Origin of the sequence: Kitasatospora sp. SUK 42 (assembly GCF_015776785.2) — a bacterium.
In the GTDB taxonomy this organism is placed as follows: domain Bacteria; phylum Actinomycetota; class Actinomycetes; order Streptomycetales; family Streptomycetaceae; genus Kitasatospora.
The window spans coordinates 866,086-888,987 of record NZ_LFMD02000007.1 but is presented as its reverse complement, the minus strand read 5'-3'; the positions used below and the strand labels follow the sequence as shown (position 1 = coordinate 888,987).

Here is a 22,902-nt window from a genome sequence, read left to right as displayed (position 1 = left end):
GCTAGTGCACGCCCAGCCAGGACTTGATCGGACTGAGCGCGAAGTAGACGACGAACACCGCGGTGAGGATCCACATCAGCGCCCCGGGCTCGCGCCACCCGCCCCGGCCGGCCCTGATCACCGTGTACGAGACGACCCCGGCCGCGACGCCCGCCGTGATGCTGTAGGTGAACGGCATCAGCACGCAGGTGAGGAACGCGGGGACGGCGACCTCGCGGTCGGCCCAGTCGACGTGCCGGGCCTGACTCATCATCATCGAGCCGATCACCACCAGGGCGGCGGAGGCGACTTCGACCGGGACGATGCCGGCCAGCGGTGAGAAGAACAGCATCAGCGCGAACAGCGCGCCGGTGACGGTGGAGGCGAGGCCGGTCCGGGCGCCGTCGCCGACGCCGGTCGCGGACTCGACGAACACCGTCTGGCCGGAGGCGCCCGCCAGGCCGCCGACCGCGCCGCCGGCGCCGTCGATGAACAGGGCCTTGGACAGTCCGGGCATCCGGCCCCGTTCGTCCGCCAGTCCGGCCTCGGTGCCGACGCCGATGATGGTGGCCATCGCGTCGAAGAAGCCGGCCAGGACGAGGGTGAACACCGCGACCGAGGCGCTGATGGCGCCCATGCCGTGGGCGCCGAAGGCGCCGAACAGGTCGACGTGGCCGAACAGGCCGAAGTCGGGTGCGGAGACCGGACTGCCGGGCCACACCGGGGCGGAGTTGCGCCAGGCGGCCGCGGGTACGTGCGCGGCCCTGTCGACGACCATCGCGAGGGCGGTGCCGCCGGCGATGCCGATCAGGATCGCGCCGCGGACGCCGCGCGCCATCAGGACGAAGATCGCCAGCAGGGTGACACAGAAGACCAGCACCGGCCAGCCGGTCAGCTCGCCGGCCGGGCCGAGCGAGAGCGGGGTGGGGCCGCCGGTGTGCAGGAAGCCGGCCTTGTGGAGGCCGATGACCGTGACGAACAGGCCGATGCCGATGGTGATCGCGTGCTTGAGCGGCAGCGGGATGCCGTTCATGATCTTCTCCCGCAGGCCGGAGACCACCAGCAGCACGATCAGCAGGCCGTAGATCACGCACAGGCCCATCGCCTGCGGCCAGGTGGTGTGCGGCACGACCAGGGCGGAGACCGCGCCGGAGACCGAGAGCCCGGCGGCCAGGGCCAGCGGCACGTTGCCGACCACGCCCATCAGGACGGTGGTGACGGCGGCCGCGAGCGCGGTGGCGGTGGTCAGCGCGGCCTGGTCGAGCTTGACGCCGTTGACGTCCGCGCCGCTGAGGATCAGCGGGTTGAGCAGGATGATGTAGGCCATCGCCATGAAGGTGGTGAGGCCGCCGCGCAGTTCGTTGGCGAGGGTCGATCCGCGGGCCGAGATCCTGAAGTACGCGTCCAGCGCGCCGTTCGCACGCGGTGCCTGCGCTGATGGCGGTGCCTGCGCTGGTGGTGGCGCCTGCGCTGATGGTGCTGCCTGCGCTGATGGCGGTGCCGGGGGCGAGGGGTGGGGCCCGTCCTCGGCGGGTCTGTCTGCTCCGGTGGTGCCGGGCTCCGTGGGGATCCTGGTCATGTCCACTCCCAAGTGTCACAGGGGGTTGGGGTGGGCGAGCCGACCTGGCCGCCGGTCGACGAGGGCGGCACGGGGGGGGACGGTATCGACTCACTGGGCACTCGGCGGGGGAGTGCGGGTGGGGCGAGGGCTGTGCGTACCACTGCGGTGCCCCGGCGTGGGCAGGGCGGCGGGTGGGGCGGCGGGTGGGGGCGGTCCCGGGGCGGAGGGCAGGACGCGTCGCCGCCCCGGGACGTGCCGAGCAGTGTCAACCGGCAGGTTCAGCCGGGCTGTTCGGTGGTCAGGTGCTCCGGCCGGACCGGGATCCGGTTGAGCGCCAGACCGGTGGCGTTGCGGATGGCCGCCACGATCGAGGGCGTCGCCGAGACGGTCGGCGCCTCGCCGACCCCGCGCAGCCCGTACGGGGCGTTGGGGTCGGGCAGTTCGAGGATCTCCACCGGGATCGGCGGGGTGTCCAGGATGGTGGGGATCAGGTAGTCGGTGAAGGAGGCGTTGCGGACCTTCCCGTCCCGCACGACGATCTCCTCCATCACCGCGAGCCCGAGCGCCTGGGTGCAGCCTCCCTGGATCTGGCCGACCACGGAGAGCGGGTTGAGCGCCTTGCCGACGTCCTGGACGGCGGTGAGCTCGACCACCTTGACCAGGCCCAGTTCGACGTCCACGTCCACCACCGCGCGGTTGGCGCAGAAGGTGTACTGGACGTGGCCGAAGCCCTGGCCGGTCTCCTTGTCGAAGGGCCGGGTGGGCCGGTGGCGGTGTTCGCGGGTCCGCTCGATCGCCTCGTCGCCGAGCAGGTCCACCATGGACACCAGCGGTCCGGCGGCGGCGGACACCACCTTGCCGCCGGCCAGCGTGAGGTCGTCGTGGGTCCAGCCGTAGCGGCGGCGGCCCTTGTCGATCAGCTCTCGCCGGACGGCCTCGGCGGCCAGTTTCACCGCGCCGCCGGTCATGTACGTCTGGCGCGAGGCGGAGGTCGAACCGGCCGATCCCACTTGGGTGTTGGCCGGGTGGATGGTGACCTGTTCGACGCCCAGCTCGGTGCGGGCGATCTGGGCGTGCACGGTGACGCCGCCCTGGCCGACCTCGGCCATCGCGGTGTGCACCATGGCGACCGGCTCGCCGCCGATCACCTCCAGCCGCACCCGGGCGGTGGAGTAGTCGTCGAAGCCCTCGGAGAAGCCGACGTTCTTGATGCCGACCGAGTAGCCGACGCCGCGCACGATGCCCTCGCCGTGGGAGGTGTTGGACAGCGCGCCGGGCAGCTGGCGCAGGTCCGGGTGCTCGGTGTCGAGCGGCGGCGGCAGCGGCATGTCCTTGGCCCGCTGCAACAGGTCGGCCACCGGCGCGGGCGCGTCGATCTCCTGGCCGGTGGGCATCAGGTCGCCCTGCTTGACGGCGTTGAGCTGGCGCAACTCGACCGGGTCCATGCCGAGTTCGGCGGCCAGCTTGTCCATCTGCGACTCGTAGCCGAAGGCCGCCTGCACCGCGCCGAAGCCGCGCATCGCCCCGCAGGACGGGTTGTTGCTGTAGAGCGCGAGGGCGTGCATCCGTACGTTCGGGATCACGTACGGGCCGTTCCCGAGCGAGGCCGCGTTGCCGACCACGGCGGGGGAGGCGGAGGCGTACGCGCCGCCGTCCAGCACGATCCGGCAGTCGGAGAAGACCAGCTTGCCGTCCCGGGTCGCGCCGTGCTCGTAGTGCATCCTCGCCGGGTGGCGGTGCACGTGGCCGAAGAAGGACTCGTCCCGGGAGTAGACGATCTTGACCGGTTTGCCGGTGTGCAGGGCCAGCAGGCAGGCGTGGATCTGCATCGACAGGTCCTCGCGGCCGCCGAAGGCGCCGCCGACGCCGGCCAGGGTGAGCCGGACCTTCTCCTCGGGCAGGCCCAGCACCGGGGCCATCTGCTGGCGGTCGACGTGCAGCCACTGGGTGGCGATGTAGAGGTCGACGCCGCCGTCCTCGGCCGGCACGGCCAGGCCCGACTCGGGCCCGAGGAAGGCCTGGTCCTGCATGCCGACCTCGTAGTCGCCGCTGACGATCACGTCCGCCATCGCCCGCACCTCGTCGGTCACGCCGAGGCCGGAGACCAGCCGCTGCTCGTGGCAGATGTTGCCGTGCGCGTGCGACTTGTACTCGTGCGGCTCGTGCACGTACCCGTACGTCTCCGGGTGCAGGCACTGCTCCTCGGTGACGATCGGGGTGAGCACCTCGTACTCGACCTTGATCCTCTTCATCGCGCGCCGGGCCGTCTCCGGGTGGTCGGCGGCGACCAGCGCGATCGCCTCGCCGTGGTAGCGGATCCGGTCGATCGCCAGGGCGGGCTGGTCCGCGATCTCCAGTCCGTAGTACTTGGCGCCGGGGATGTCCTCGTGGGTCAGCACCGCGTACACGCCGGGCACCTTGAGCGCCTCGGTGATGTCCACCGAGAGGATGTTGGCCCTGGGGTGCGGCGAGCGCAGCGCCGTGCCCCAGAGCATGTCCTCGTGCCACAGGTCGGAGGAGTAGGCGAACTCGCCCCTGACCTTCAGGTTGCCGTCCGGGCGCAGCGGTGAGCCGCCGATGCCGTCCTTGGCGGCCTGGTTGATCTTCTGCAGGTTCTTCTCGCCCTGGATGGTCCGCGCGGTCATTCCGCACCACCCTTTCCGGCGCCCGGGCCGGTGTTCCGCCCGGTGCCCTGACCGGCGCCTTGGCCGGTGCCTTGACCGGCGCCTTGGCCGGTGCCCCTCGCGGCGCACTTGCGGACGGAGGCGAGCCGCACCGCGTCCATGATCTTCTCGTAACCGGTGCAGCGGCACAGGTTGCCGGACAGCGCCTCGCGGATGTCGTTGTCGCCCGGCTGAGGGTCCCGCTCCAGCAGCGCGTCGGTCTGCACCAGCAGCCCCGGGGTGCAGAAGCCGCACTGGACGGCGCCGGCGTCGACGAACGCCTGCTGGACCAGGCCCAGTTCGCCGTTCTCCCCGGCCAGGCCCTCGACCGTGAGGACCTCGCGGTCCTGCACCTGGCCGGCCGCGACCAGGCAGGCGCAGACCGGCACGCCGTCCAGGTAGACCGTGCAGGACCCGCACTCGCCCTGCTCGCAGGCGTTCTTCGAGCCCGGCAGGCCGACCCGCTCGCGCAGCACGTACAGCAGGCTCTCGCCCTCCCACACGTCGTCGGCCTCGACGGGTTTGCCGTTGGCGGTGAACGTGACCCTCATGCCGCGCTCCTGATCTGCCGGCCGTAGTCGTTCCAGCACCAGGTGAGGGTGCGGCGGGCCATCACGGCCAGCGCGTGCCGCCGGTAGTCGGCGGTGCCCCGCACGTCGTCGATGGGGGAGGCGGCGGCCTTCACCAGCTCGCCGAAGCGCTGGACTACCTCGGCGCCCAGCGGCCCGCCGGACTCCCAGAGCCCGCGTTCGGTGAGCACGCCCCGCAGGTACTCCTCGGCCTCGACGGCGCGGCGCGGCGTGGGGGCGGCCGAGCCGATCCCGGTGCCGACGGTGCCGTTCTTCGGGTGGAGGGCGAAGCCGAAGGCGCAGACCGCGATCACCATGGCGTTGCGGGTGCCGATCTTCGAGAACTGCTGCGGGCCGTCCGCCACCGGGACGTGCACGGCGCGGATCAGCTCGTCCGCGGCCAGGCAGTTGCGCTTGACCCCGAGGTAGAAGTCGTCGATCGGGATCATCCGGGTGCCGCGCACCGAGGCCGCCTCCACGAACACGTCCCGCCCGGCCGCCAGCAGCGCCGGGTGGGAGTCGCCGGCCGGGGAGGCCGCACCGAGGTTGCCGCCGACGCCGCCGCGGTTGCGGATCTGCGGCGAGCCGACGGTGCGCGCCGCCAGCGCGAGCCCGGGCAGCGGCCCGGACAGCTCCGCGATGATCCGGGCGTACGGGACCGAGGCGCCGAGCCGGACGACAGCGCCGTCGTTGGTCCATTCGGTGAGCTCGGTGACGCGGTTCAGGTCGAGAATCGCGGATGGCCGGTGCACGTCGAAGTTCAGCTCGACCATGACGTCCGTGCCGCCCGCGATGGGCAGCGCGGTCGGGTTCTCGGCCTTCGCCGCGAGCGCCTCGTCCCAGGTGGCGGGCCGAAGGAACTCCATGCGGGTCTCTCCTCCTGTCGTCGACCGCCGGATGCCCGGCGGCGTGTCGCCCAGTGAACCCCTGTGACGCGGCCCACTGGCAGTCACCGATGGCATGAAGCCCCGGCTGTGAGCCCGCCCGGCATCCTGTACGTTCCTCTAAGGAGGAGAATCCCGCAGCCCAGGTGTCCACCCGGTGCTACCTACGACCGTAATCCGGCCGCCCGGTGGTGCGTAACACTGAGCACGGATGTTCGGGCACACTGTGACCCCCTCGGGACGGGAACGACCGGCCACCCAGCCCCGGTCCGGACCCGGTGATCCCGCCGCCCGATCCCGACCCCGCCCCCTGATCCTGCTCCCGGGCTCCCTGCCCTGACCTAGACCCCTGACCTTGACCCCTGACCTTGACCCGTGGCCGTGCCCCTGGCCCAAGCCCCGTAAGGAGTCCGCGGATGCGTGTCCGTGACCTGCTCGCCCCCGGCGCCCCACGACTGCGGCTGCTCGCGGCCGAGGAGGAGCTGGACCGGCAGGTCAGCGGCGTCATGACCACGGACCTGCACGACCCGGGCCGCTACCTGCACGGCGGCGAACTGGTGCTCACCGGCATGCTGTGGCGCAGCGGCCCGGCCGACTCCGAACGGTTCGTACGGACCCTCGCGGCCGGCGGCGCCGTCGCCCTGGCGGCCGGCGAGGCCGAGGTCGGGCCGGTGCCCGAGGACCTGATCGAGGCCTGCCGCCGGCACCGGATGCCGCTGCTCGCCGTCCCCGACGACATCGCCTTCGGCACCGTCACCGAGTTCATCGGCCGCCAGGTCTCCGCCGACCGGGCCGCCGACCTCGCCGCCCTGGTCGACCGGCACCGGCTGCTGGTCTCGGCGGCCGGGGGCGGCGGGCTGGACGCCGTGCTGGACCTGCTCGGCGGCGACCTCGACCTGGACTGCTGGGTGCTCACCCCGACCGGCGCCGTGATCGCCGGCCCGGCCGAACGGCTCACCGCCGAGGACCGCGACCAGCTGGTCCGCGCCCACCTCGCCGCCCAGCGCCAGCGCCGCCGCCCCCCGCACCGGGCCCGGCTGGCGGGCGGCACCTACTCGCTGCTGCCCGCCCCGGCCTCCGCCGAGCACGAGGCGCCGCAGGCCGGCTCTCCGCTGGCCGACTGGGTGCTCGTGGTGGCCGGCGACGTCACCGAGTGGACCACCAAGCGCCAGCAGCTCGCCGAGAACCTGGCCCGCCTGGTCGCCGCCGAGCGCCATCGCCGGGACGAGGGCCGTCGGCTGCGCCGCCGCCTCGCCGACGAACTGCTCGCCCTGCTGCGCCGCGACGCCGACCCGGCCGAAATCGGCCGCGCCCTGTACGCCTCCTCGGCGATGGCCGCCCGCTACGAGAGCCCCGAGCCCAGGTCCCACGCGCAGGCGGACTCCTGGCTGGTGCTCAGCGCCGAGGGCACCGGCCTGCCCGACGGCACGGTGCGGGCCGTCCTGGAGGAGGCGCTCGGCGGCACCACCGACCGCGCCCTGGTCGCCGGGGCGGGCAGCGGCGCCGTGGTGGTGCTCCCCGCCCCGCCCGGACCGGTGCCCGCGGACGCCCTGCGCGAGCTGCTCGCCCCGCTGGAGGCCGGGCTCGGCTCGGAGGGCCGGATCACCCTCGGCGTCTCCGCCCCCGCCGCCGAGGCCGGCGGCCTGCGCGGCGCCCTGGAGGAGGCCCGGCACGCCCGCCGGATCGCCGCCGCCCGGGTCGGCCGGGTCTGCGTGGCCGGCCCCGAGGAGCTGGCCTCGCACGTGCTGCTGCTGGCCGCCGTCCCGGACGAGGTGCGCCGCGCCTTCCGCAGCCGACTGCTGGACAAGGTGATCTCGTACGACATCGAGCACCAGGCGGACCTGGTCCGCACCCTGGAGGCGTTCCTGCGCTCGGACGGCTCCTGGACGCGCTGCGCCGGGCAGCTGCACGTCCACGTCAACACGCTGCGGTACCGGATCGGCCGGATCGAGGAGCTGACCGGGCGGGACCTGTCCCGGCTGGAGGACCGGGTGGACTTCTATCTGGCGCTGGAACTGGCCTGACCGCACCCCGGGGTTTGCCGAAGCTTTCCTGGGATTTTCCTGTGAGCTTCCGGTCGGATCACCGGGAAAGCGGAGGGCCCGCCGCGAACGTTCGCGGCGGGCCCTCACTCGTACCGGTCGGTCACTGCGGGGGGATGACCGTGGTCAGCCACTGGAAGGCGCTCGGCACCATCTGCTTCCACATGTCGGTGGTGTGCGGGCCGGTGCTCTCCTCGACCTGGACCTTGGTCGGGTCCTTGGCCGCGGCGGCGATCGCCTGGCCGGCCTCGTAGCCGTCACCCTTGGCGCCGCTGACCAGCAGGGCGACCTTCGGCGGCTGCTGGGCGGCCTTGAGGATGTTGACCGGGTTGTTGGCCTCGCGCAGCTTCGGGTCCTTGCCGACCAGCGAGTCGGGCTCGGTCCCCGGGTCGTTGTAGCCGGACATCGCGATGCCGGCCCGGTAGCGGTTGGGGTGGGCCAGCGAGAGCTTGGCCGCGCAGTGGGCGCCGGCCGAGTAGCCGGCGATCGCCCAGCGGTCCGAGGACGGGTCGGCGCGGAAGTTGTCCAGCACCATCTGCGGGACGTCGCGGGTGATCCACGCGTCGGCGTTGATCTTGCCCGGGATGTCGGTGCAGCCCGCGTCCTGGTGGCTGCCCAGCAGCAGGGTGCGCGGCGAGACCAGGATGAACGGCGAGACCTTGCCCTGCTGCATCAGCGGCTTGAGCTGCTCGGACACCTTGAGGGTGCCGTACCAGGTGGAGGAGGAGCCCGGGTAGCCCGGGATCAGCTCGACCACCGGGAACTTCTTGTCCTTGAACGCGGGGTCGTTGTACTGCGGCGGCAGCCAGACCAGCACCTCGCCGTCGACGCCGGACACCTGGCCCTTGAGCTCGGTCTTCTGCACGTCGCCCGGCACCGCCGGGTCGTTCACGCCGCCGAACTTTTGCAGCACCTTCGGCGGCTGCTTGGCGGCGTCGTTGGACTGCTGCTGCTGCCCGTTCTGGTTGCCGGCCGGGTCCGCCGGGGCGATCGAGGGCACCGCGCGGACGTGGTCACCGGTGCCCAGCAGGTCGTCCCAGTTGCCGTAGATCAGGTTGGCGTTGTTCACCATCACGAAGACCATCAGCACGGCCGTGACCTGGCAGAACATGATCATGACGATCCGGGCGAGGAACCGCGCCGGCTGGGGGCCGCGGACCTTCCCCCAGAACAGCAACGCCACAGCGATGGACACCGGCACAAGGATGACGGTGAGGATGAAGAATGGCGTACCTGTCAGTTCCATCGAGTTCTCGTATCCGGGTCGCTCGCCGTCCGGGCCCCACTCGCCCGGACGCGCGTCAATGGCATCAGACGGCTGAGAACCGATGATCGGTTGCCGTCCGAATCTGTGTGGAACCTGAGAGGAACATCACGTCGCCGCGGTGTTCCGGATTCGGATCGGCGCTCAGTCTGCCACCCGGACGGCCTACGTCCGGACCAGATGCTCAGCGAACTACCAGGAAGGTCCCCCGGGGCACCTTACCTTCCGTGCCGATCGCCCCGCTGGGCGAGGCGGTGCGATCCCGCGCGGCCGGGCCAGAGAGACTATAGGGATGAGCACAACCCGCTTTCGCCCGTCCCGCCGCTTCTGGCCCGTATGCGCCGTCCTGGCCATCGCGGTCACCGCGGCCGGTTGCAGCAGTACCGGAGGCAGACGCGCCGAGGAGGCCCGCGCCAAGGCCGCGGCCACCGGCGGCAGCGCCGTCACCACCCCGCGCTGGAAGGTCGCCATGGTGACCCACGCCGGCGCCGGCGACGCCTTCTGGGACACTGTTCGCAAGGGCGCCGAGCAGGCCGCCGCCAAGGACAACATCACCTTCCTGTACTCCAACGACGCGCAGACCCAGAACCAGGTCCAGCTCGTCCAGGCCGCCATCGACCAGAAGGTCGACGGCCTGCTGGTCACCCTCGCCAAGGGCGACGCCATGGCCGACGTCCTCGGCAAGGCCAAGGCGGCCGGCATCCCGGTGATCACCATCAACTCCGGCGAGGAGTACTCCGCGAAGTTCGGCGCGCTCACCCACATCGGCCAGGACGAGACCACCGCCGGTCAGGCGGCCGGCCAGGAGATGGCCGCCCGCGGCCGCAAGAACGTGCTCTGCGTCATCCACGAGCAGGGCAACGTCGGCCAGGAGCAGCGCTGCTCCGGCGCCCAGTCCAGGGCCGGCGCCGGCTTCCAGGTGATGTACGTGAACGGCGTCAACATGCCCGACGCCCGCGCCGCGATCTCCGCCAAGCTCCAGTCCGACCCGAGCATCGACACCGTGCTCACCCTCTCCGGCCCGATGGCGGCCACCGGACTGCAGGCCGTCCAGGACGCCCACAGCGGCATCGAGCTGGACACCTTCGACCTGGGCCCGCAGGTGGTGGCCGGCCTCAAGTCCGGCAGCGTCGGCTTCGCCGTCGACCAGCAGCCGTACCTCCAGGGCTACCAGGGCGTCGACCTGATCTGGCTGTACAAGTACAACCTGAACATGCTCGGCGGCGGCAAGCCCGTCTCGACCGGCCCGCAGATTCTCACCAAGGACAACGCCGACGCGCTCGCCGAGTACGTCGCGAGGGGGACCAGGTGAGCACCCCCGACCTGCTCGTCCAGGACCGCCCGGCGGCCCTGCGGCGCCTTCTCGCCCGCCCCGAGCTCGGCTCGCTGATCGCCGCCGTCGCGGTCTTCGTGGTCTTCGCCGTCGTCGCCGAGCCCTTCCTGCGGGTCTCCTCGCTGGGCACCGTGCTCTACGCGGCGTCCACCATCGGGATCATGGCCGTGCCGGTCTCGCTGCTGATGATCGGCGGCGAGTTCGACCTGTCGGCCGGCGTGGTGGTCACCACCGCCGCGCTGACCTCCTCGATGGTCTCGTACCAGTTCACCGCGGTCACCTGGGTCGGCGTCCTGGTCTCGCTGGTGACCACGCTGGCGATCGGCTGGTTCAACGGCTGGATGCTCGGCCGCACCAAGCTGCCCAGCTTCATCGTCACCCTGGGCACCTTCCTGATGCTGACCGGCGCCAACCTGGGCGTCACCAAGGCGATCTCCGGGACGGTCTCCACCAAGTCGATCGCGGACATGCAGGGCTTCGAGTCCTGCCGCTGGCTGTTCGCCTCCGAGGTCACCATCGGCGGGCTGACCGTCAAGGCCACCGTCTGGTGGTGGCTCGGCCTGCTCGCGATCGGCAGCTGGGTGCTGCTGCGCACCCGCTTCGGCAACTGGATCTTCGCCGTCGGCGGGGACGCGGACGCCGCCCGAGCGGTCGGCGTGCCGGTGGCCCGGACGAAGACCGTGCTCTACCTCGGCGTCGGCTTCGGCGCCTGGGTGCTCGGCCAGCACCTGCTGTTCTCCTTCGACACCGTGCAGTCCGGCGAGGGCTCCGGCAACGAGCTGATCTACATCGTCGCGGCGGTCATCGGCGGCTGCCTGATCACCGGCGGCTACGGCTCGGTGGCCGGCTCCGCGCTCGGCGCGCTGATCTTCGGCATGGCCAGCAAGGGGATCATCTACGCCCAGTGGAACCCGGACTGGTTCAAGTTCTTCCTCGGTGCGATGCTGCTGCTCGCCGCCCTGCTGAACGCCTACGTCAAGCGCCGGGCCGAACGGGGGCCGCGATGAGTTCGGAACTGCTCGCGCTCAAGGGCGTCGGCAAGACCTACGGGACGGTTCGGGCGCTGCAGGACGTCTCGCTGACGTTGCGGTCCGGCGAGATCAGCTGCGTGCTCGGCGACAACGGGGCCGGCAAGTCCACCCTGATCAAGATCATCGCGGGGCTGCACCAGCACGACGAGGGCAGCTACACCATCGGCGGCGAGGAGGTCCGCTTCGGCTCCCCGCGCGAAGCCCTGGACCGTGGCATCGCCACCGTCTACCAGGACCTCGCGGTCGTCCCGCTGATGCCGGTCTGGCGCAACTTCTTCCTCGGCTCCGAGCAGGGCATGCGCCGCTGGGGCGGCCTGCGCCTGGACGCCGACGCCATGCGCGCCACCACCCGCGAGGCGCTCGCCAAGATGGGCATCGACCTGCACGACGTCGACCGGCCCATCGGCACCCTCTCCGGCGGGCAGCGCCAGTGCGTGGCCATCGCCCGCGCGGTGCACTTCGGTGCCGAGGTGCTGATCCTGGACGAGCCGACCGCGGCGCTCGGCGTCAAGCAGTCCGGGGTGGTGCTCAAGTACGTCACCGCCGCCCGCGACGCCGGGCTGGGGGTCGTCCTGATCACCCACAACCCGCACCACGCGTACCTGGTCGGCGACCACTTCACCCTGCTCAAGCGGGGACGGATGGCGGGCAGCCACCCGCGCGCCGAGATCAGCCTGGAACAGCTCACCACCGAGATGGCCGGCGGCTCCGACCTCGCGGAGCTGTCGCACGAGCTGGCCCGACCGTCCGATTCCCGAAATTCCAGCGGTTCCAGTGGTTCCAGCGATTCCCGAAATTCCAGCGATTCCCGAGATTCCCGTGAGGAGCGTCCGCAGCCGTGACCAGCCCCCATGGCAGCACCCGGCCGGCCGTCCTGCCCACCCTGCTCGGCCTCGGCCCGCGCGCCGAGCGCCGCCGTCGTGCCCTGCCCGCGGGGATACTGCGGCTGCCCACCATCGGCGTCGACATCGGCGGCACCAAGGTGGTCGCCGGGGTGGTCGACGGTGAGGGGAAGGTGCTGGAGAAGCTGCGCACCGACACCCCGCACAAGAGCAAGAGCCCCAAGATCGTCGAGGACGTCATCGTCGAGCTGGTGCTACAGCTCGCCGACCGGCACGACGTCCACGCGGTCGGCATCGGCGCGGCCGGCTGGGTCGACGCCGACCGCTCCCGGGTGCTGTTCGCCCCGCACCTCAACTGGCGCAACGAGCCGCTCCAGCAGGCGCTCAGCGAGCGGCTGCGGTTCCCGGTGATCGTGGAGAACGACGCCAACGCGGCCGCCTGGGCCGAGTGGCGCTTCGGCGCCGGGCGCGGCGAGGACCACATGGTGATGCTCACCCTGGGCACCGGCATCGGCGGCGCGGTCGTCCGGGACGGCTACGTGGACCGCGGCAAGTTCGGGCTGGCGGGCGAGTTCGGGCACATGCAGGTGGTACCGGGCGGGCACCGCTGCCCGTGCGGCAACCGCGGCTGTTGGGAGCAGTACTCCTCCGGCAACGCGCTGGTGCGCGACGCGCGCGAGCTGGTCGCCGAGGAGTCCCCGGTGGTGCAGCCGCTGCTCGCCCGGGCGGGCGGCAACGTCGAGGGCATCACCGGGCCGCTGGTCACCGAGGCCGCGCAGGCGGGCGACGCGACCGCGACCGAGCTGCTGTACGAGGTCGGCACCTGGCTCGGGATCGGCATCGCCAACCTGGCGGCGGCCCTCGACCCGGGCCGCTTCGTCATCGGCGGCGGTGTCTCCGAGGCCGGCGACCTGCTGCTCGGGCCGGCCCGGGACACCTTCCGCCGCACCCTCACGGGCCGGGGCTTCCGCCCCGAGGCCGCCATCGTGCACGCCGCCCTCGGCAACGAGGCCGGCCTGGTCGGCGCGGCCGATCTGGCGCGGCAGGTGGCCCGGCGCTTCCGCACGATCAAGCGGCGGCGGGTGGAACGCAGCGCGCTGTAGGGGCGGGGCGGCTGGCGGTTGACGGCGGACAACTTTCAGCGAACAGATTTCGTTATCTGTTTTCTGAAAGCTGTCGGTCGTCAGCCGTAGGTCGGCAGCGTCGGCCGCCTCCCGCGCGGCCTTTGCCGCCGTTCTCCCGCTCCCGCCCTCGCGCCCGCCGCCCCTGTCGTGGGCGGCGGGCGCGAACAGTTGGCGGCGAACAGCTTTCAGCGAACGAATTACGTTTTCTGTTCGCTGAATTCTGTCGCCCGTCAGCCGCCCCCCAGGGCGGCCCGTCTCGCGGGTGTCAGCCGGCCGACTTCCAGCGGTCGCGGCCGTCGCTGCCGGGGCCGCAGACCATCGGGGTGCCCTTGGTGGTCACGCCGGTCGCACCGGCCGGGGAGCAGAAGGAGCCCGGGTGGACCGTTCCCGCGGAGCCGCCTCCCGAGCTGGACCCGCCGGAGGTCGACCCACCTGAGCCGGACCCGCCCGAATCGGACCCGCCCGAGCTGCTGCCGCCGGAGGTCGACCCGCCGGAGGTCGATCCGCCCGAGGAGGAGCCCCCGGAGCTGCTGCCGCCAGCCGTCGACCCGCCCGAGCCGGAACCGCCCGATCCGCCGCCGGAAGTCGAGCCCCCGCCGGAGGTCGATCCGCCGCCCCCGGTGCCCGCCTCGGTCGGGTGCCCGGCCGCCGGTGCGGTGGTCCGGGGTGCCGCCGGAGCCGGAGGTGCGGCGTGGGTCGGCTGAGCCTGCGTCGGCGCGAGCGGTTCCGGGGTGGACGTGGCCGCCGGCGTCTCGACGGGCGTGGGCGGCTGCGTAGGTGTCGGATCCGGTGTGGGCGTCGGAGTCGCTGACGGCGTCTCGGTCGCGGACGGGCTGACCGGAGCCACCACCGGAGCCGGGGCGGGCGCCGGCTCGGCCGGCTTGGGTCCGACGATCGCGCCGAGCCAGATCAGGCTGCAGAACGCCGCCACCACGGTGCTGGTGAGCTTGCGCCAGAGCGGCCGGGGCCAAGTCCAGGCGATCGGGAAGGCCGCGAGCGGGAAGACCAGGAAGCTGGCGGCGTGCACCGCGCGGTGCTGCCACCAGGGCCGGTGCGGGGGAGCGGCGGGCAGCTGGGGCGGCAGGGGAGGGGGCGGTGGCGGATACACGGAGGAGCTGCGTCCTTCTTGTGGTGGGTTCATGGTGACGCCACTCACCGTATATGGATCGTATAAGAAGTTGATTGAGCGTATCCGGAATCGACTCCGGAACGTGATCTCCGACTTCCCCGTCCCCTCCGACATCCCCGTCCCCTCCGGATTTCCGGGCCGCCGGCTCGTCAACTACCGGTTGGTAGCGCCTCGATGTGGTTGTCGGATGATGACTCCTGTGGAACAACTGATGAGTTGACGTCGCATCAGGAGGACTCGGATGAGGGCTCTGACCCGTCTCGCGCCATCGCTGTTACTCACCACCGCCCTGGTCTGGGCGAACGCCGGGCCGGCCGGTGCCGCCGCGCCGCCGCCGAAGGTGCCGGAGGCGGTCGGGTGGGGCGGAGCGGTGGCCACCGTCGACGCCGACGCGACCGCGGCCGGGATCGAGGTGCTGCGCAAGGGCGGCAACGCGGTCGACGCGGCGGTGGCCGCCGCCGCGGCCCTCGGGGTCACCGAGCCGTACTCCTCCGGGGTGGGCGGCGGCGGGTACTTCGTCTACTACGACCACGCCACCGGCCGGGTGCACACCATCGACGGGCGCGAGGTGGCCGGCCGCACCGCCGACGCCTCGCTGTTCCTGGAGAACGGCAAGCCGCTCGCCTTTCCGGACGCCGTCACCAGCGGACTGTCCGTCGGCGTCCCCGGCACCCCGGCCACCTGGGACTCCGCCCTGCGCCAGTGGGGCACCCGCTCGCTCGCCCAGAACCTCGAACCCGCCGAGCGGATCGCCGAGAACGGCTTCGTCGTCGACGACACCTTCCGCGGCCAGACCGCCGACAACTACGCCCGGTTCAAGGACTTCCCGGCCACCGCCAAGCTCTACCTGCCGGACGGCAAGCCCCCCGAGGTCGGCACCGTCCTGCGCAACCCCGACCTCGCCGCGACCTACCGGCTGCTCGCCAAGGACGGCGTGAAGGCCTTCTACCAGGGCGAGTTGGCCAAGGACATCGTCAACACCGTGCAGCACCCGCCGGTCGACCCGGCCTCCGGCCGCAACGCCCGCCCGGGGAAGGTCGACACCGAGGACCTGGCCGCCTACCAGGCCCGCCGTCAGGCGCCGACCCACGTCGCCTACCGCGACTACGACGTCTACTCGATGGCCCCCTCCAGCTCCGGCGGCACCACCGTCGGCGAGGCGCTCCACATCCTGGAGGACGGCGACCTCTCCTCGTACAGCAGCACGCAGTACTACCACCACTTCCTGGAGGCCTCCCGGATCGCCTTCGCCGACCGCAACCGCTGGGTCGGCGACCCGGCCTTCGGAGACGTCCCGACCAAGCAGCTGCTGTCCGAGCGCTACGCCGCCTCCCGGGCCTGCCTGATCAGCCCCGACCGCGCCCTCACCAGCCCGCTCGCCCCCGGCGACCCGCGCCACCCGGCCGACTGCGAGGCCGCCGGCCCGGCCGTCGCCGAGCCGTACGAGGGCCCCAACACCACCCATCTGACGGTGGCGGACCGCTGGGGCAACATCGTCTCGTACACCCTCACCATCGAGCAGACCGGCGGCAGCGGCATCACCGTCCCCGGCCGGGGCTTCCTGCTCAACAACGAGCTGACCGACTTCGACTTCGCCCCGCTCACCCCGGGCGTTCCCGACCCCAACCTGCCCGGTCCGGGCAAGCGGCCGCGCTCCTCGATGTCCCCGACCATCGTGCTGCGCGACGGTGAGCCGCTGCTGGCCACCGGCAGCCCGGGCGGGGCGACCATCATCACCACCACCCTGCAGGTGCTGCTCGGCCGGCTCGACCGAGGCCTGAGCCTGGAGCAGGCCATCGCCGCGCCGCGCGCCAGTCAGCGCAACACGGCCGTGACCCAGGCCGAGCCGGGCTTCCTGGCGCTGCCGGAGCGGGCCGCGCTGGAGGGCCTCGGGCACGGGTTCGCCAACGCCGGCGAGATCGGCGCCGCCACCGGTGTCGAACGGCTGCCGGACGGCCGCTGGGTGGCCGCCGCCGAACCGGTGCGGCGCGGCGGCGGCTCGGCCGCGGTGGTCCGGCCCGCGGGCTGAGGCCTGCCGGTAGGGCACGGCCCGAGGGCGGGCGCCCCCGGTTCGCGCGGCCGTTCGGGCCGCGCGCCGGGGCTGCCGGACTTGTCAGTGTCGGGCGGTATGTTCGGGGTGGGCCTCCCCCACGAGGGGGCGGGCTCACCCCCGTCCGTACCGAACCACCGGGAAGGCCGCCCGCCGTGACCGTCCGCATCGCCACCTGGAACATCAACTCCGTCACCGCGCGGCTGCCCAAGCTCCTGGAGTGGCTGGAGAGCGCCAAGCCCGACGTGCTCTGCCTCCAGGAGCTCAAGTGCGCGGCCGACGCGTTCCCGTACGAGGAGGTCCGCGAGCTCGGCTACGAGACGGCCGCGCACGGCACCGGCCGGTGGAACGGCGTCGCGATCGTCTCCCGGCTCGGCCTGGACGACGTCGTGCGCGACCTCCCGGGCCAGCCCGGATACCTCGCCGACGGCGCCCTGCTGCCCGACGTCGAGCCGCGCGCCATCGCCGCCACCTGCGGCCCGGTCCGGGTCTGGTCGGTCTACGTGCCCAACGGCCGCGAGGTCGACCACCCGCACTACCGCTACAAGCTGGAGTGGCTGGAGGCGCTGCGCAAGGCCTCGGTCGAGGACGCGGCCGGCTCCCGCCCCTTCGCCGTCCTCGGGGACTTCAACATCGCCCCCGCCGACGAGGACGTCTTCGACGTCGCCGCCTTCGAGGGCCTCACCCACGTCACCCCGGCCGAGCGCGCCGCACTGGAGGCGCTCGACGGGATCGGCCTGCACGACGTGGTGCCGCGCCCGCTCAAGTACGACCGCCCCTACACCTACTGGGACTACCGCCAGCTCGCCTTCCCGAAGAACCGGGGCATGCGGATCGACCTCACCTACGCCAACAAGCCCTTCGCCGACGCCGTCACGGACAGCTACGTCGACCGCGAGGCCCGCAAGGGCAAGGGCACCTCCGACCACGCCCCGGTCGTGGTCGACCTCGGCCTCTGAGCCGGGGCTCCGAGCCGTACGCCCTGGACTGTCTCGCTCTGGGTCACCTCGGCGGAGGCGGGCGTCACACCGCGTGACAGGCCGTCGCTCGAACGGTCCTGAGCGGTGGCTGGGCGCCGGGCGCCTGCCTACCGTCGGTGAGTGACCGGGTGCGGTTGTTCGACCACGGGGACTTGAGAGTCTCCGGCCGCGCCCGAGAATCCCGGAGGTTCCGGCATGCGCCCCATGCGTACGGCCGCCGCCGCCCTGATCGGCGCGACGGTGCTGACCGGTCTGACGGCCCCCCTCGCTTCCGGCCGGGACGGCGCCGCCACGGTCAACCCGTCCCAGGCCGCACCGGGCCAGACCGTGACGGTCACGGTCTCCTGCGAGAAGTCGGACAAGCCCGACGCCAAGACCATCACCGCCCACTCCGCCGCCTTCGAGGGCGGCCCCGCGACCCTCACCCTGGGCTCCGACGGCAAGCACAGCGGCTCCGCCCGCCTGGCCTCCCAGCACACCGGCGACAACAAGGTCGACGGAACCTGCCCGGACGGCGGCGCCTTCTCCACCACCGTCAAGGTCGCCACCGCGGCGGCCGGGGGCGTCGGCAAGGGCCTCGGCGCCGACAAAGGCCCCGGCGCCGACAAAGGCCTCGGCGACTGGGGAAAGGCCGCGGGGGAGTGGGCCGGCTCGCTCGGGCAGTCCGGTGCCGGCAGCCAGCAGGTCGCCCCGCACGGCGCGGTGGAGACGGGCCTCGGAGGCTCCGTCGCCGCGAACCCGGCGGAGCTGGCCGCCGGCCTCGCCCTGGTCGCGGGCGGCGTCGGCGGCTTCTGGTTGCTCCGGAGGCGCGGTGCCTGACGGCCCCCGCCCCCTCACCCCTGCTCCACGCCGCCGGGTCCCCGTACGGGATCGGCGGCGCGGCGCTGCGTCAGACGGTCGCGGGCTCGGGCTCGGGCTCCGCCTCGCGCTGCGCCTCGTGCCGCAGGGTGCCGGTGGCCAGCAGGTACTGGGCGAGGACGTACGTCGCCATGATCCAGAACTGATGCCCCGGCAGCTCCCGCCACTTCGCCAGCTGGGTGGCGATCAGCGTGTCGGAGAGCAGGAACAGCGCCCCGCCCAGCCCGGTCCGCCAGCCCAGCCCGGCCGAGGTGACGGCCGTCGAGGCGAGCAGCAGGCTGTAGCCGGCCACCGGGACCTTCAGGTCCCCGAGGTCCGGCCACAGCTGACTGACCAGAGCCGCCCAGGCCGCCGCGTACCCGGCCGCGACCAGCAGGGTCCGGCGCCGGTCGGTGAGCGCCCCGCGCTGGACGAACATCGTCACGTAGCAGACGTGCGCGGCCGCGAAGGAGCCCATGCCGGCCAGGAACGCGGTGTCGTCCTTCAGCTGGAGCAGGACGTCCCCGCCCGCGCTCGCCAGCAGCGCCGGGGCCAGCAGCCTGGGCGCCTCCCGCTCGGCGGTGGCGGACGCCGCCACGCTGTGCGCGGCCAGCAGCGGCATCAGGGCCGGCTTGGTGGCGTTCTGCAGCACCGAGGCGCCGGACAGGATCGCGCCCAGGTGCGCCGCCGAGGTGGCCGCGAAGCCGCCGAGCAGGCCGGTGGCCGACCGCAGGCGCCCGCCGAGTCCGCTGCGGGTGGAAGTCGTACGGATGCTCATGCCGCGAGTGCCTCCGGGGTGCACGGTGGGGAGATCCACCGACCCTAAGGGAATCGGGCGGGCGGCGGTAGACCGGGTTACCGGCGCGTAACCCGGGCCCGGTACGGCGGATGACGGGACGGCCGGGTAGCGGAGGGCCGGCGGCCGATTCGAGGGCTCTTGCGGAGAGTTCCTCAGGAGGACGGTTGCTGCCACCGGGTGAGCCGCTCACCGTCTAGTCTGGACCCCGACATGGAGCAGCAGGAGTACGCGGTCGGCGCCACCCGGGTGGCCGTCGGCAGGCCGGACGGACGCAAGGGCGGGGCAGGGCCGGGAACCGCCGACGCCGTCCTCGCCGTACGCGAAGCCGCCTCCGCCGAAGCCGCCCCTGCCGAAGCCGCCTCCGCCGGGACCTCCGCCGGCGCGGTGCCCGAGCCGGCCGCCGAGGGCGGTGCCGACGGCCCACAGACCTCTGCCGACGGCCCGCAGGCCTCCGCCGAGCACCTCTCGCCCGACCCGGGGCTGCTGCGGCTGGCCCACTGGTTCGCCGACGCCACCCCCGGCACCGCGGACGACCTGTGCACCGCCTCCTTCGGCCTCTACCCCGCCCGCCACCTCGGATCCCCGGCCGAGCCCGCCGATCCCGGCGTCAGCTGGTGGCACGGCCCGACGGCCCACGGTGCCACCGTCCCGCTCCCGCGCAGCCGCGAGACCCGGGCCGACGGCCTGCGCCGCGCCCGGCGCGACTCCGCCGCCCTGCCCGTCGTCCGATCAGGCGCCAAGCCGGGCAGGCCCGGCAGGCACCGCAAGCCGGAGCGCACCCCGGAGCCCTCCGACCCGCAGGCCCGTTCCGGCGAGGAGCTCCCCGCCGCCGAACGCCGGATCGCCGCCCGGCTGCTGCTCGCCCACCCGCTGGTCACCGCCTCCGGCCCGCACGCCGACGGCTTCCCGCTGATCCGCCGTCACCGTGACTGGCTCACCGAGCGCTTCGACACCCTGCTCGGCTACCGGCTGGTCGTCGGCCCGTGGCACGCCCGGCTGTGCAAGTCGGGCCTCGGCCCGGGCGCCGCCCGACGCCTCGAACACCCCGTCACCGGTGCCCCGTTCACCCCGGCCGGCTACGCCCGGCTGACCCTGGCCCTGGCCCTGCTGGTCGACGCCCCCGAACGGCTCCCGTACGGGCGGCTGCTCGACGCGATGGACGCCGCCGCGCCCGAACTCGCCGCCGACCCGGCCGACCTCGCGATGGCGCTCGCCGCGCTGGCGGGGTGGCAGGTGCTCGGCGAGCTGCCGGCAGATCCGGCGGACCGGGACTTCGTGCTCACCGTCGACCGCGAGCTCGCCCGCGCCGTCCCGGCCGGCCCGCCCGCCCTCGCCGACGACCCGGCCGACCTCATCCGCCGCGCCGCCGAGGCCGAGCCCGCCACCGCCGTCCGCCGCCTGCTCGCCGAGACGCCCGTCGTCCTCGCCGCCGACCTCTCCGAGGACCGGCGCGCCTGGCTGCACGCGCACCGGCTCAGCGGCCCGGCCGCGCTCGCCGAGTTCCTCGGCCTGGAGACCGAGCTGCGCGCCGAGGGCGTGGCCCTGCTCGACCCGGCCGCCGAACTCACCGACCTCGCCCTCCCCGGCACCGGCACCCTCGCCCAGGCCGCCCTGCTGCTGGTCGAGCGGCTGGTCGAGGAGGTCCGCCCGCTGCCCGGCGAGGCCGTCGAGGGGGACGTCCCTGTGGCCGACGCGTTGATAGACGGTGTCCTCGGCGACATCGCCGACGAGTACGGCCTCCCCGCCTGCTACCTCGCCGACCGCACCGCCCTGCGCCGCGACGCGCTCGACCTGCTCCACCGCCTCAACCTGATCGCCCCCACCCCCCGCACCACCTGGCTCCTGCGCCCCCCGGCCGCCCGTTACGCCCCGGCCCCCGACCTCCGGCCCGCCCCCGGCACCGGTCGCCACTCCCGCCCCGCCGCGTCGCCGTCCCGCCTGAACCAGCACGCCTGAACCAGCGCGCCTGAACCCGCACGCCTGAAACGTGGCCCCGCCCGGAAAGGCGGAAGCACCGCGTCCGGAGGCGGACCGCGGTGCCGGGGAGGAGCGGGTAGGGCGGGTGCTACTTGCCGGTGGTGGCGGCGGCGGTGGCCGCCGGGCCGTGTTGGGTGGTCTCCACGGTGGCGCCGACGCCGAGGGTGCCGAGGGCGACGGAGGCGAGGACGGCGGTGCAGGCGAGCAGACGGCGGTGGCGCTGGGGGAGCGGGAAGCGCGGTTCCTGGTAGGGCGCCTGAGGGCTGGCGTTCATGACAGCGAGGGTTCCAGGGCGGTGTGAACGGTCGGTACGCGCGGGTGAAGTCCGGACGGGGGTTGGGCGTCGGTTGGCCGTATGCCTCCCACCCGGCCCGCGGGTGGGGCGTATGCGCTGGTCAGCGGCATGGATGGCGCCGTTCGCACTCGGCCGGGGCCTCGCCGGCGGCGGCCCGTACGGAGCGTGGGGACCAGCGTCCCGTCAGGGTCCCCCACGCCGCCCGGGAGGGTTCAGGCCGTGTGCTCCGCTGAAAAGGCCAAGCGGAAGGTTCGGCCCGCCACCGGTCTCACCTGTCGCGCCGGAGCGCCTACGCTGAGGAGCGGAGCGTCATCCGGACAGTGCCGTCCGGATGCCGCTGCGCTGCGCCACCGGGGCGGTCACCGTGCCCGCGTTGGCCGCGCCGGTGCCCGCCCCGGGCCGGGCGGCCGCCGAGGAGGTGACCAGGCCCGTGCCCGGAATCGTCAAACCGCTGCCTGCCGAGTGGTTCGTCCCGCGTGACACCAACGCCGAGATGCGCTGGGAGTCCCTGCGCGGGGCCGACGGGGAGGCCGTCGTCGGCCGACGTGTGCCGGTGGAACGGTTCTTCGTCCGCAACCACACCAGCACCCCGCTGATCGACCCGGCGAGCTGGCGGCTGAAGCTGTTCGGCAGCGGCCTGCGCGGCGCCCCGGCCCGCGAGCGGGCGGTCGAGTTCGGGCTGGCGGACCTGCGGGCGCTGCCGGCCACCCGGATCGACGCGCTGATCGAGTGCGCCGGCAACGGCCGCAGCTACTACTCCCGCCAGCAGCACCAGAGCGTGCCCGGCACGCCGTGGACGCTCGGCGGCATCGGCTCGGCGAGCTGGCGTGGCGTCCGGCTGGCCGAGGTGCTGCGGGCGGCCGGACTGGCCGACGGCGCGGTGGACGTGCTGCCCACCGGCCTGGACCCGGACTACGTCGTGAACGGCGTCAACTACGGCCCGGTGCGCCGCCCGCTGCCGATCGCCAAGGCGCTGGACGACGTGCTGCTCGCCTACGAGATGAACGGCGAGCCGCTCACCCCCGACCACGGCGCCCCGGCCCGGCTGGTGGTGCCCGGCTGGGTGGGCATCGCCTCGATCAAGTGGGTCGGCGGCATCGAGGTGGCGGACCACCCGCTCCACTCGCCGTGGAACACCGACTTCTACCGGATGTTCGGCCCGGACCACCCGCCCGGCGGGGGCGACCCGCTGACCACCCAGGTGGTCAAGTCCGCGTTCGAACTGGCCGAGGGTGCGGTGCTGGAGGCCGGCCGGGACCACCGGCTGCACGGTCGCTCCTGGTCCGGCACGGCCCCGGTGCACCGGGTCGACGTGAGCACCGACGGCGGCCGGAGCTGGCGGCGCGCCGAACTGCACGACGAACCGCGCGCCCACGACTGGACGCGCTGGAGCATCGCCTGGCGCCCCGAGCGGCCGGGCCCGTACGAGTTGCGCGCCCGCGCGACGGACCGCCGGGGCGACACCCAGCCCGACACGGCCGGGTTCAACCGCGAGGGCTACCTGTTCGGCGCGGTGGTGTCGCACCCGGTCACGGTGGCCTGA

The 22,902-nt window shown here is 73.4% G+C and carries 18 protein-coding genes; 11 read left to right on the top strand and 7 right to left on the bottom strand.

Features of this window, described 5'->3' with window-relative positions:
* Position 1 precedes the first annotated feature (1 nt).
* The 4 genes from RZ50_RS25600 to RZ50_RS25585 all read right to left on the bottom strand — a co-directional run bounded on the left by RZ50_RS25600 (position 2) and on the right by RZ50_RS25585 (position 5,638).
* Complete coding sequence (locus tag RZ50_RS25600; RefSeq protein WP_196950749.1) at positions 2–1,558, bottom strand: NCS2 family permease; 1,557 nt, start codon at positions 1,556–1,558, stop codon at positions 2–4.
* A gap of 260 nt (positions 1,559–1,818) precedes the next feature.
* The gene (pucD, locus tag RZ50_RS25595; protein ID WP_196950750.1) at positions 1,819–4,185 is read right to left on the bottom strand and encodes a xanthine dehydrogenase subunit D; all 2,367 of its coding nucleotides are present in this window, start codon (positions 4,183–4,185) and stop codon (positions 1,819–1,821) included.
* A complete protein-coding gene (locus RZ50_RS25590; RefSeq protein WP_374199984.1) occupies positions 4,182–4,754 on the bottom strand; it encodes a (2Fe-2S)-binding protein in 573 nt (190 codons plus the stop codon). The genes pucD and RZ50_RS25590 overlap by 4 nt, the downstream gene beginning before the upstream one ends.
* Complete coding sequence (locus tag RZ50_RS25585) at positions 4,751–5,638, bottom strand: xanthine dehydrogenase family protein subunit M (RefSeq protein WP_196950751.1); 888 nt, start codon at positions 5,636–5,638, stop codon at positions 4,751–4,753. Before RZ50_RS25585 ends, RZ50_RS25590 begins: the two co-directional genes overlap by 4 nt.
* Before the next feature lie 434 nt (positions 5,639–6,072).
* On the opposite strand from RZ50_RS25585, the gene RZ50_RS25580 reads away from it, so the two are divergent.
* Positions 6,073–7,680 (top strand): PucR family transcriptional regulator, encoded by a 1,608-nt coding sequence (locus RZ50_RS25580; RefSeq protein ID WP_196950752.1) that lies wholly within the window; start codon positions 6,073–6,075, stop codon positions 7,678–7,680.
* Between the two features lie 121 nt (positions 7,681–7,801).
* Here the strand turns inward: RZ50_RS25580 and RZ50_RS25575 are convergent, their stop codons facing one another.
* Positions 7,802–8,893, bottom strand: a complete 1,092-nt coding sequence (locus tag RZ50_RS25575; protein WP_308272253.1) for an alpha/beta hydrolase-fold protein — start codon at positions 8,891–8,893, stop codon at positions 7,802–7,804.
* A gap of 361 nt (positions 8,894–9,254) precedes the next feature.
* On the opposite strand from RZ50_RS25575, the gene RZ50_RS25570 reads away from it, so the two are divergent.
* The 8 genes from RZ50_RS25570 (at position 9,255) to RZ50_RS25535 (ending at position 18,270) form a co-directional block, all read left to right on the top strand.
* The gene (locus tag RZ50_RS25570; protein WP_196950754.1) at positions 9,255–10,274 is read left to right on the top strand and encodes a sugar ABC transporter substrate-binding protein; all 1,020 of its coding nucleotides are present in this window, start codon (positions 9,255–9,257) and stop codon (positions 10,272–10,274) included.
* Complete coding sequence (locus RZ50_RS25565) at positions 10,271–11,302, top strand: ABC transporter permease (RefSeq protein WP_196950755.1); 1,032 nt, start codon at positions 10,271–10,273, stop codon at positions 11,300–11,302. The genes RZ50_RS25570 and RZ50_RS25565 overlap by 4 nt, the downstream gene beginning before the upstream one ends.
* Positions 11,299–12,168: an ATP-binding cassette domain-containing protein gene (locus tag RZ50_RS25560; protein WP_196950756.1), complete on the top strand. Its 870-nt coding sequence runs from the start codon at positions 11,299–11,301 to the stop codon at positions 12,166–12,168. The genes RZ50_RS25565 and RZ50_RS25560 overlap by 4 nt, the downstream gene beginning before the upstream one ends.
* The gene (locus tag RZ50_RS25555) at positions 12,165–13,271 is read left to right on the top strand and encodes an ROK family glucokinase (RefSeq protein ID WP_196950757.1); all 1,107 of its coding nucleotides are present in this window, start codon (positions 12,165–12,167) and stop codon (positions 13,269–13,271) included. Before RZ50_RS25560 ends, RZ50_RS25555 begins: the two co-directional genes overlap by 4 nt.
* Before the next feature lie 350 nt (positions 13,272–13,621).
* Entirely contained in the window at positions 13,622–13,996 is a 375-nt protein-coding gene (locus RZ50_RS25550; protein WP_196950758.1) for a hypothetical protein, read from the top strand.
* A gap of 666 nt (positions 13,997–14,662) precedes the next feature.
* Positions 14,663–16,450, top strand: a complete 1,788-nt coding sequence (gene ggt / locus RZ50_RS25545) for a gamma-glutamyltransferase (RefSeq protein ID WP_217680849.1) — start codon at positions 14,663–14,665, stop codon at positions 16,448–16,450.
* A 176-nt stretch (positions 16,451–16,626) separates the two neighbouring features.
* On the top strand, positions 16,627–17,430 hold the full coding sequence (locus RZ50_RS25540; RefSeq protein WP_196949276.1) for an exodeoxyribonuclease III: 804 nt from the start codon (positions 16,627–16,629) through the stop codon (positions 17,428–17,430).
* A gap of 216 nt (positions 17,431–17,646) precedes the next feature.
* Positions 17,647–18,270 (top strand): hypothetical protein, encoded by a 624-nt coding sequence (locus tag RZ50_RS25535; RefSeq protein WP_196949275.1) that lies wholly within the window; start codon positions 17,647–17,649, stop codon positions 18,268–18,270.
* Between the two features lie 70 nt (positions 18,271–18,340).
* Here the strand turns inward: RZ50_RS25535 and RZ50_RS25530 are convergent, their stop codons facing one another.
* Positions 18,341–19,066 carry a lysoplasmalogenase gene (locus RZ50_RS25530; protein ID WP_254803053.1) on the bottom strand — a complete coding sequence of 242 codons (726 nt, stop codon included), beginning with the start codon at positions 19,064–19,066 and terminating at the stop codon, positions 18,341–18,343.
* Positions 19,067–19,297: 231 nt separating this feature from the next.
* Between RZ50_RS25530 and RZ50_RS25525 the strand changes: the two genes are divergently transcribed.
* Entirely contained in the window at positions 19,298–21,043 is a 1,746-nt protein-coding gene (locus tag RZ50_RS25525) for a DUF2398 family protein (RefSeq protein ID WP_196949274.1), read from the top strand.
* Positions 21,044–21,152: 109 nt separating this feature from the next.
* Here RZ50_RS25525 and RZ50_RS25520 read toward each other — a convergent pair whose 3' ends face one another.
* Positions 21,153–21,338 carry a hypothetical protein gene (locus tag RZ50_RS25520; RefSeq protein WP_196949273.1) on the bottom strand — a complete coding sequence of 62 codons (186 nt, stop codon included), beginning with the start codon at positions 21,336–21,338 and terminating at the stop codon, positions 21,153–21,155.
* A gap of 352 nt (positions 21,339–21,690) precedes the next feature.
* On the opposite strand from RZ50_RS25520, the gene RZ50_RS25515 reads away from it, so the two are divergent.
* Positions 21,691–22,902 (top strand): sulfite oxidase, encoded by a 1,212-nt coding sequence (locus RZ50_RS25515; protein WP_196949272.1) that lies wholly within the window; start codon positions 21,691–21,693, stop codon positions 22,900–22,902.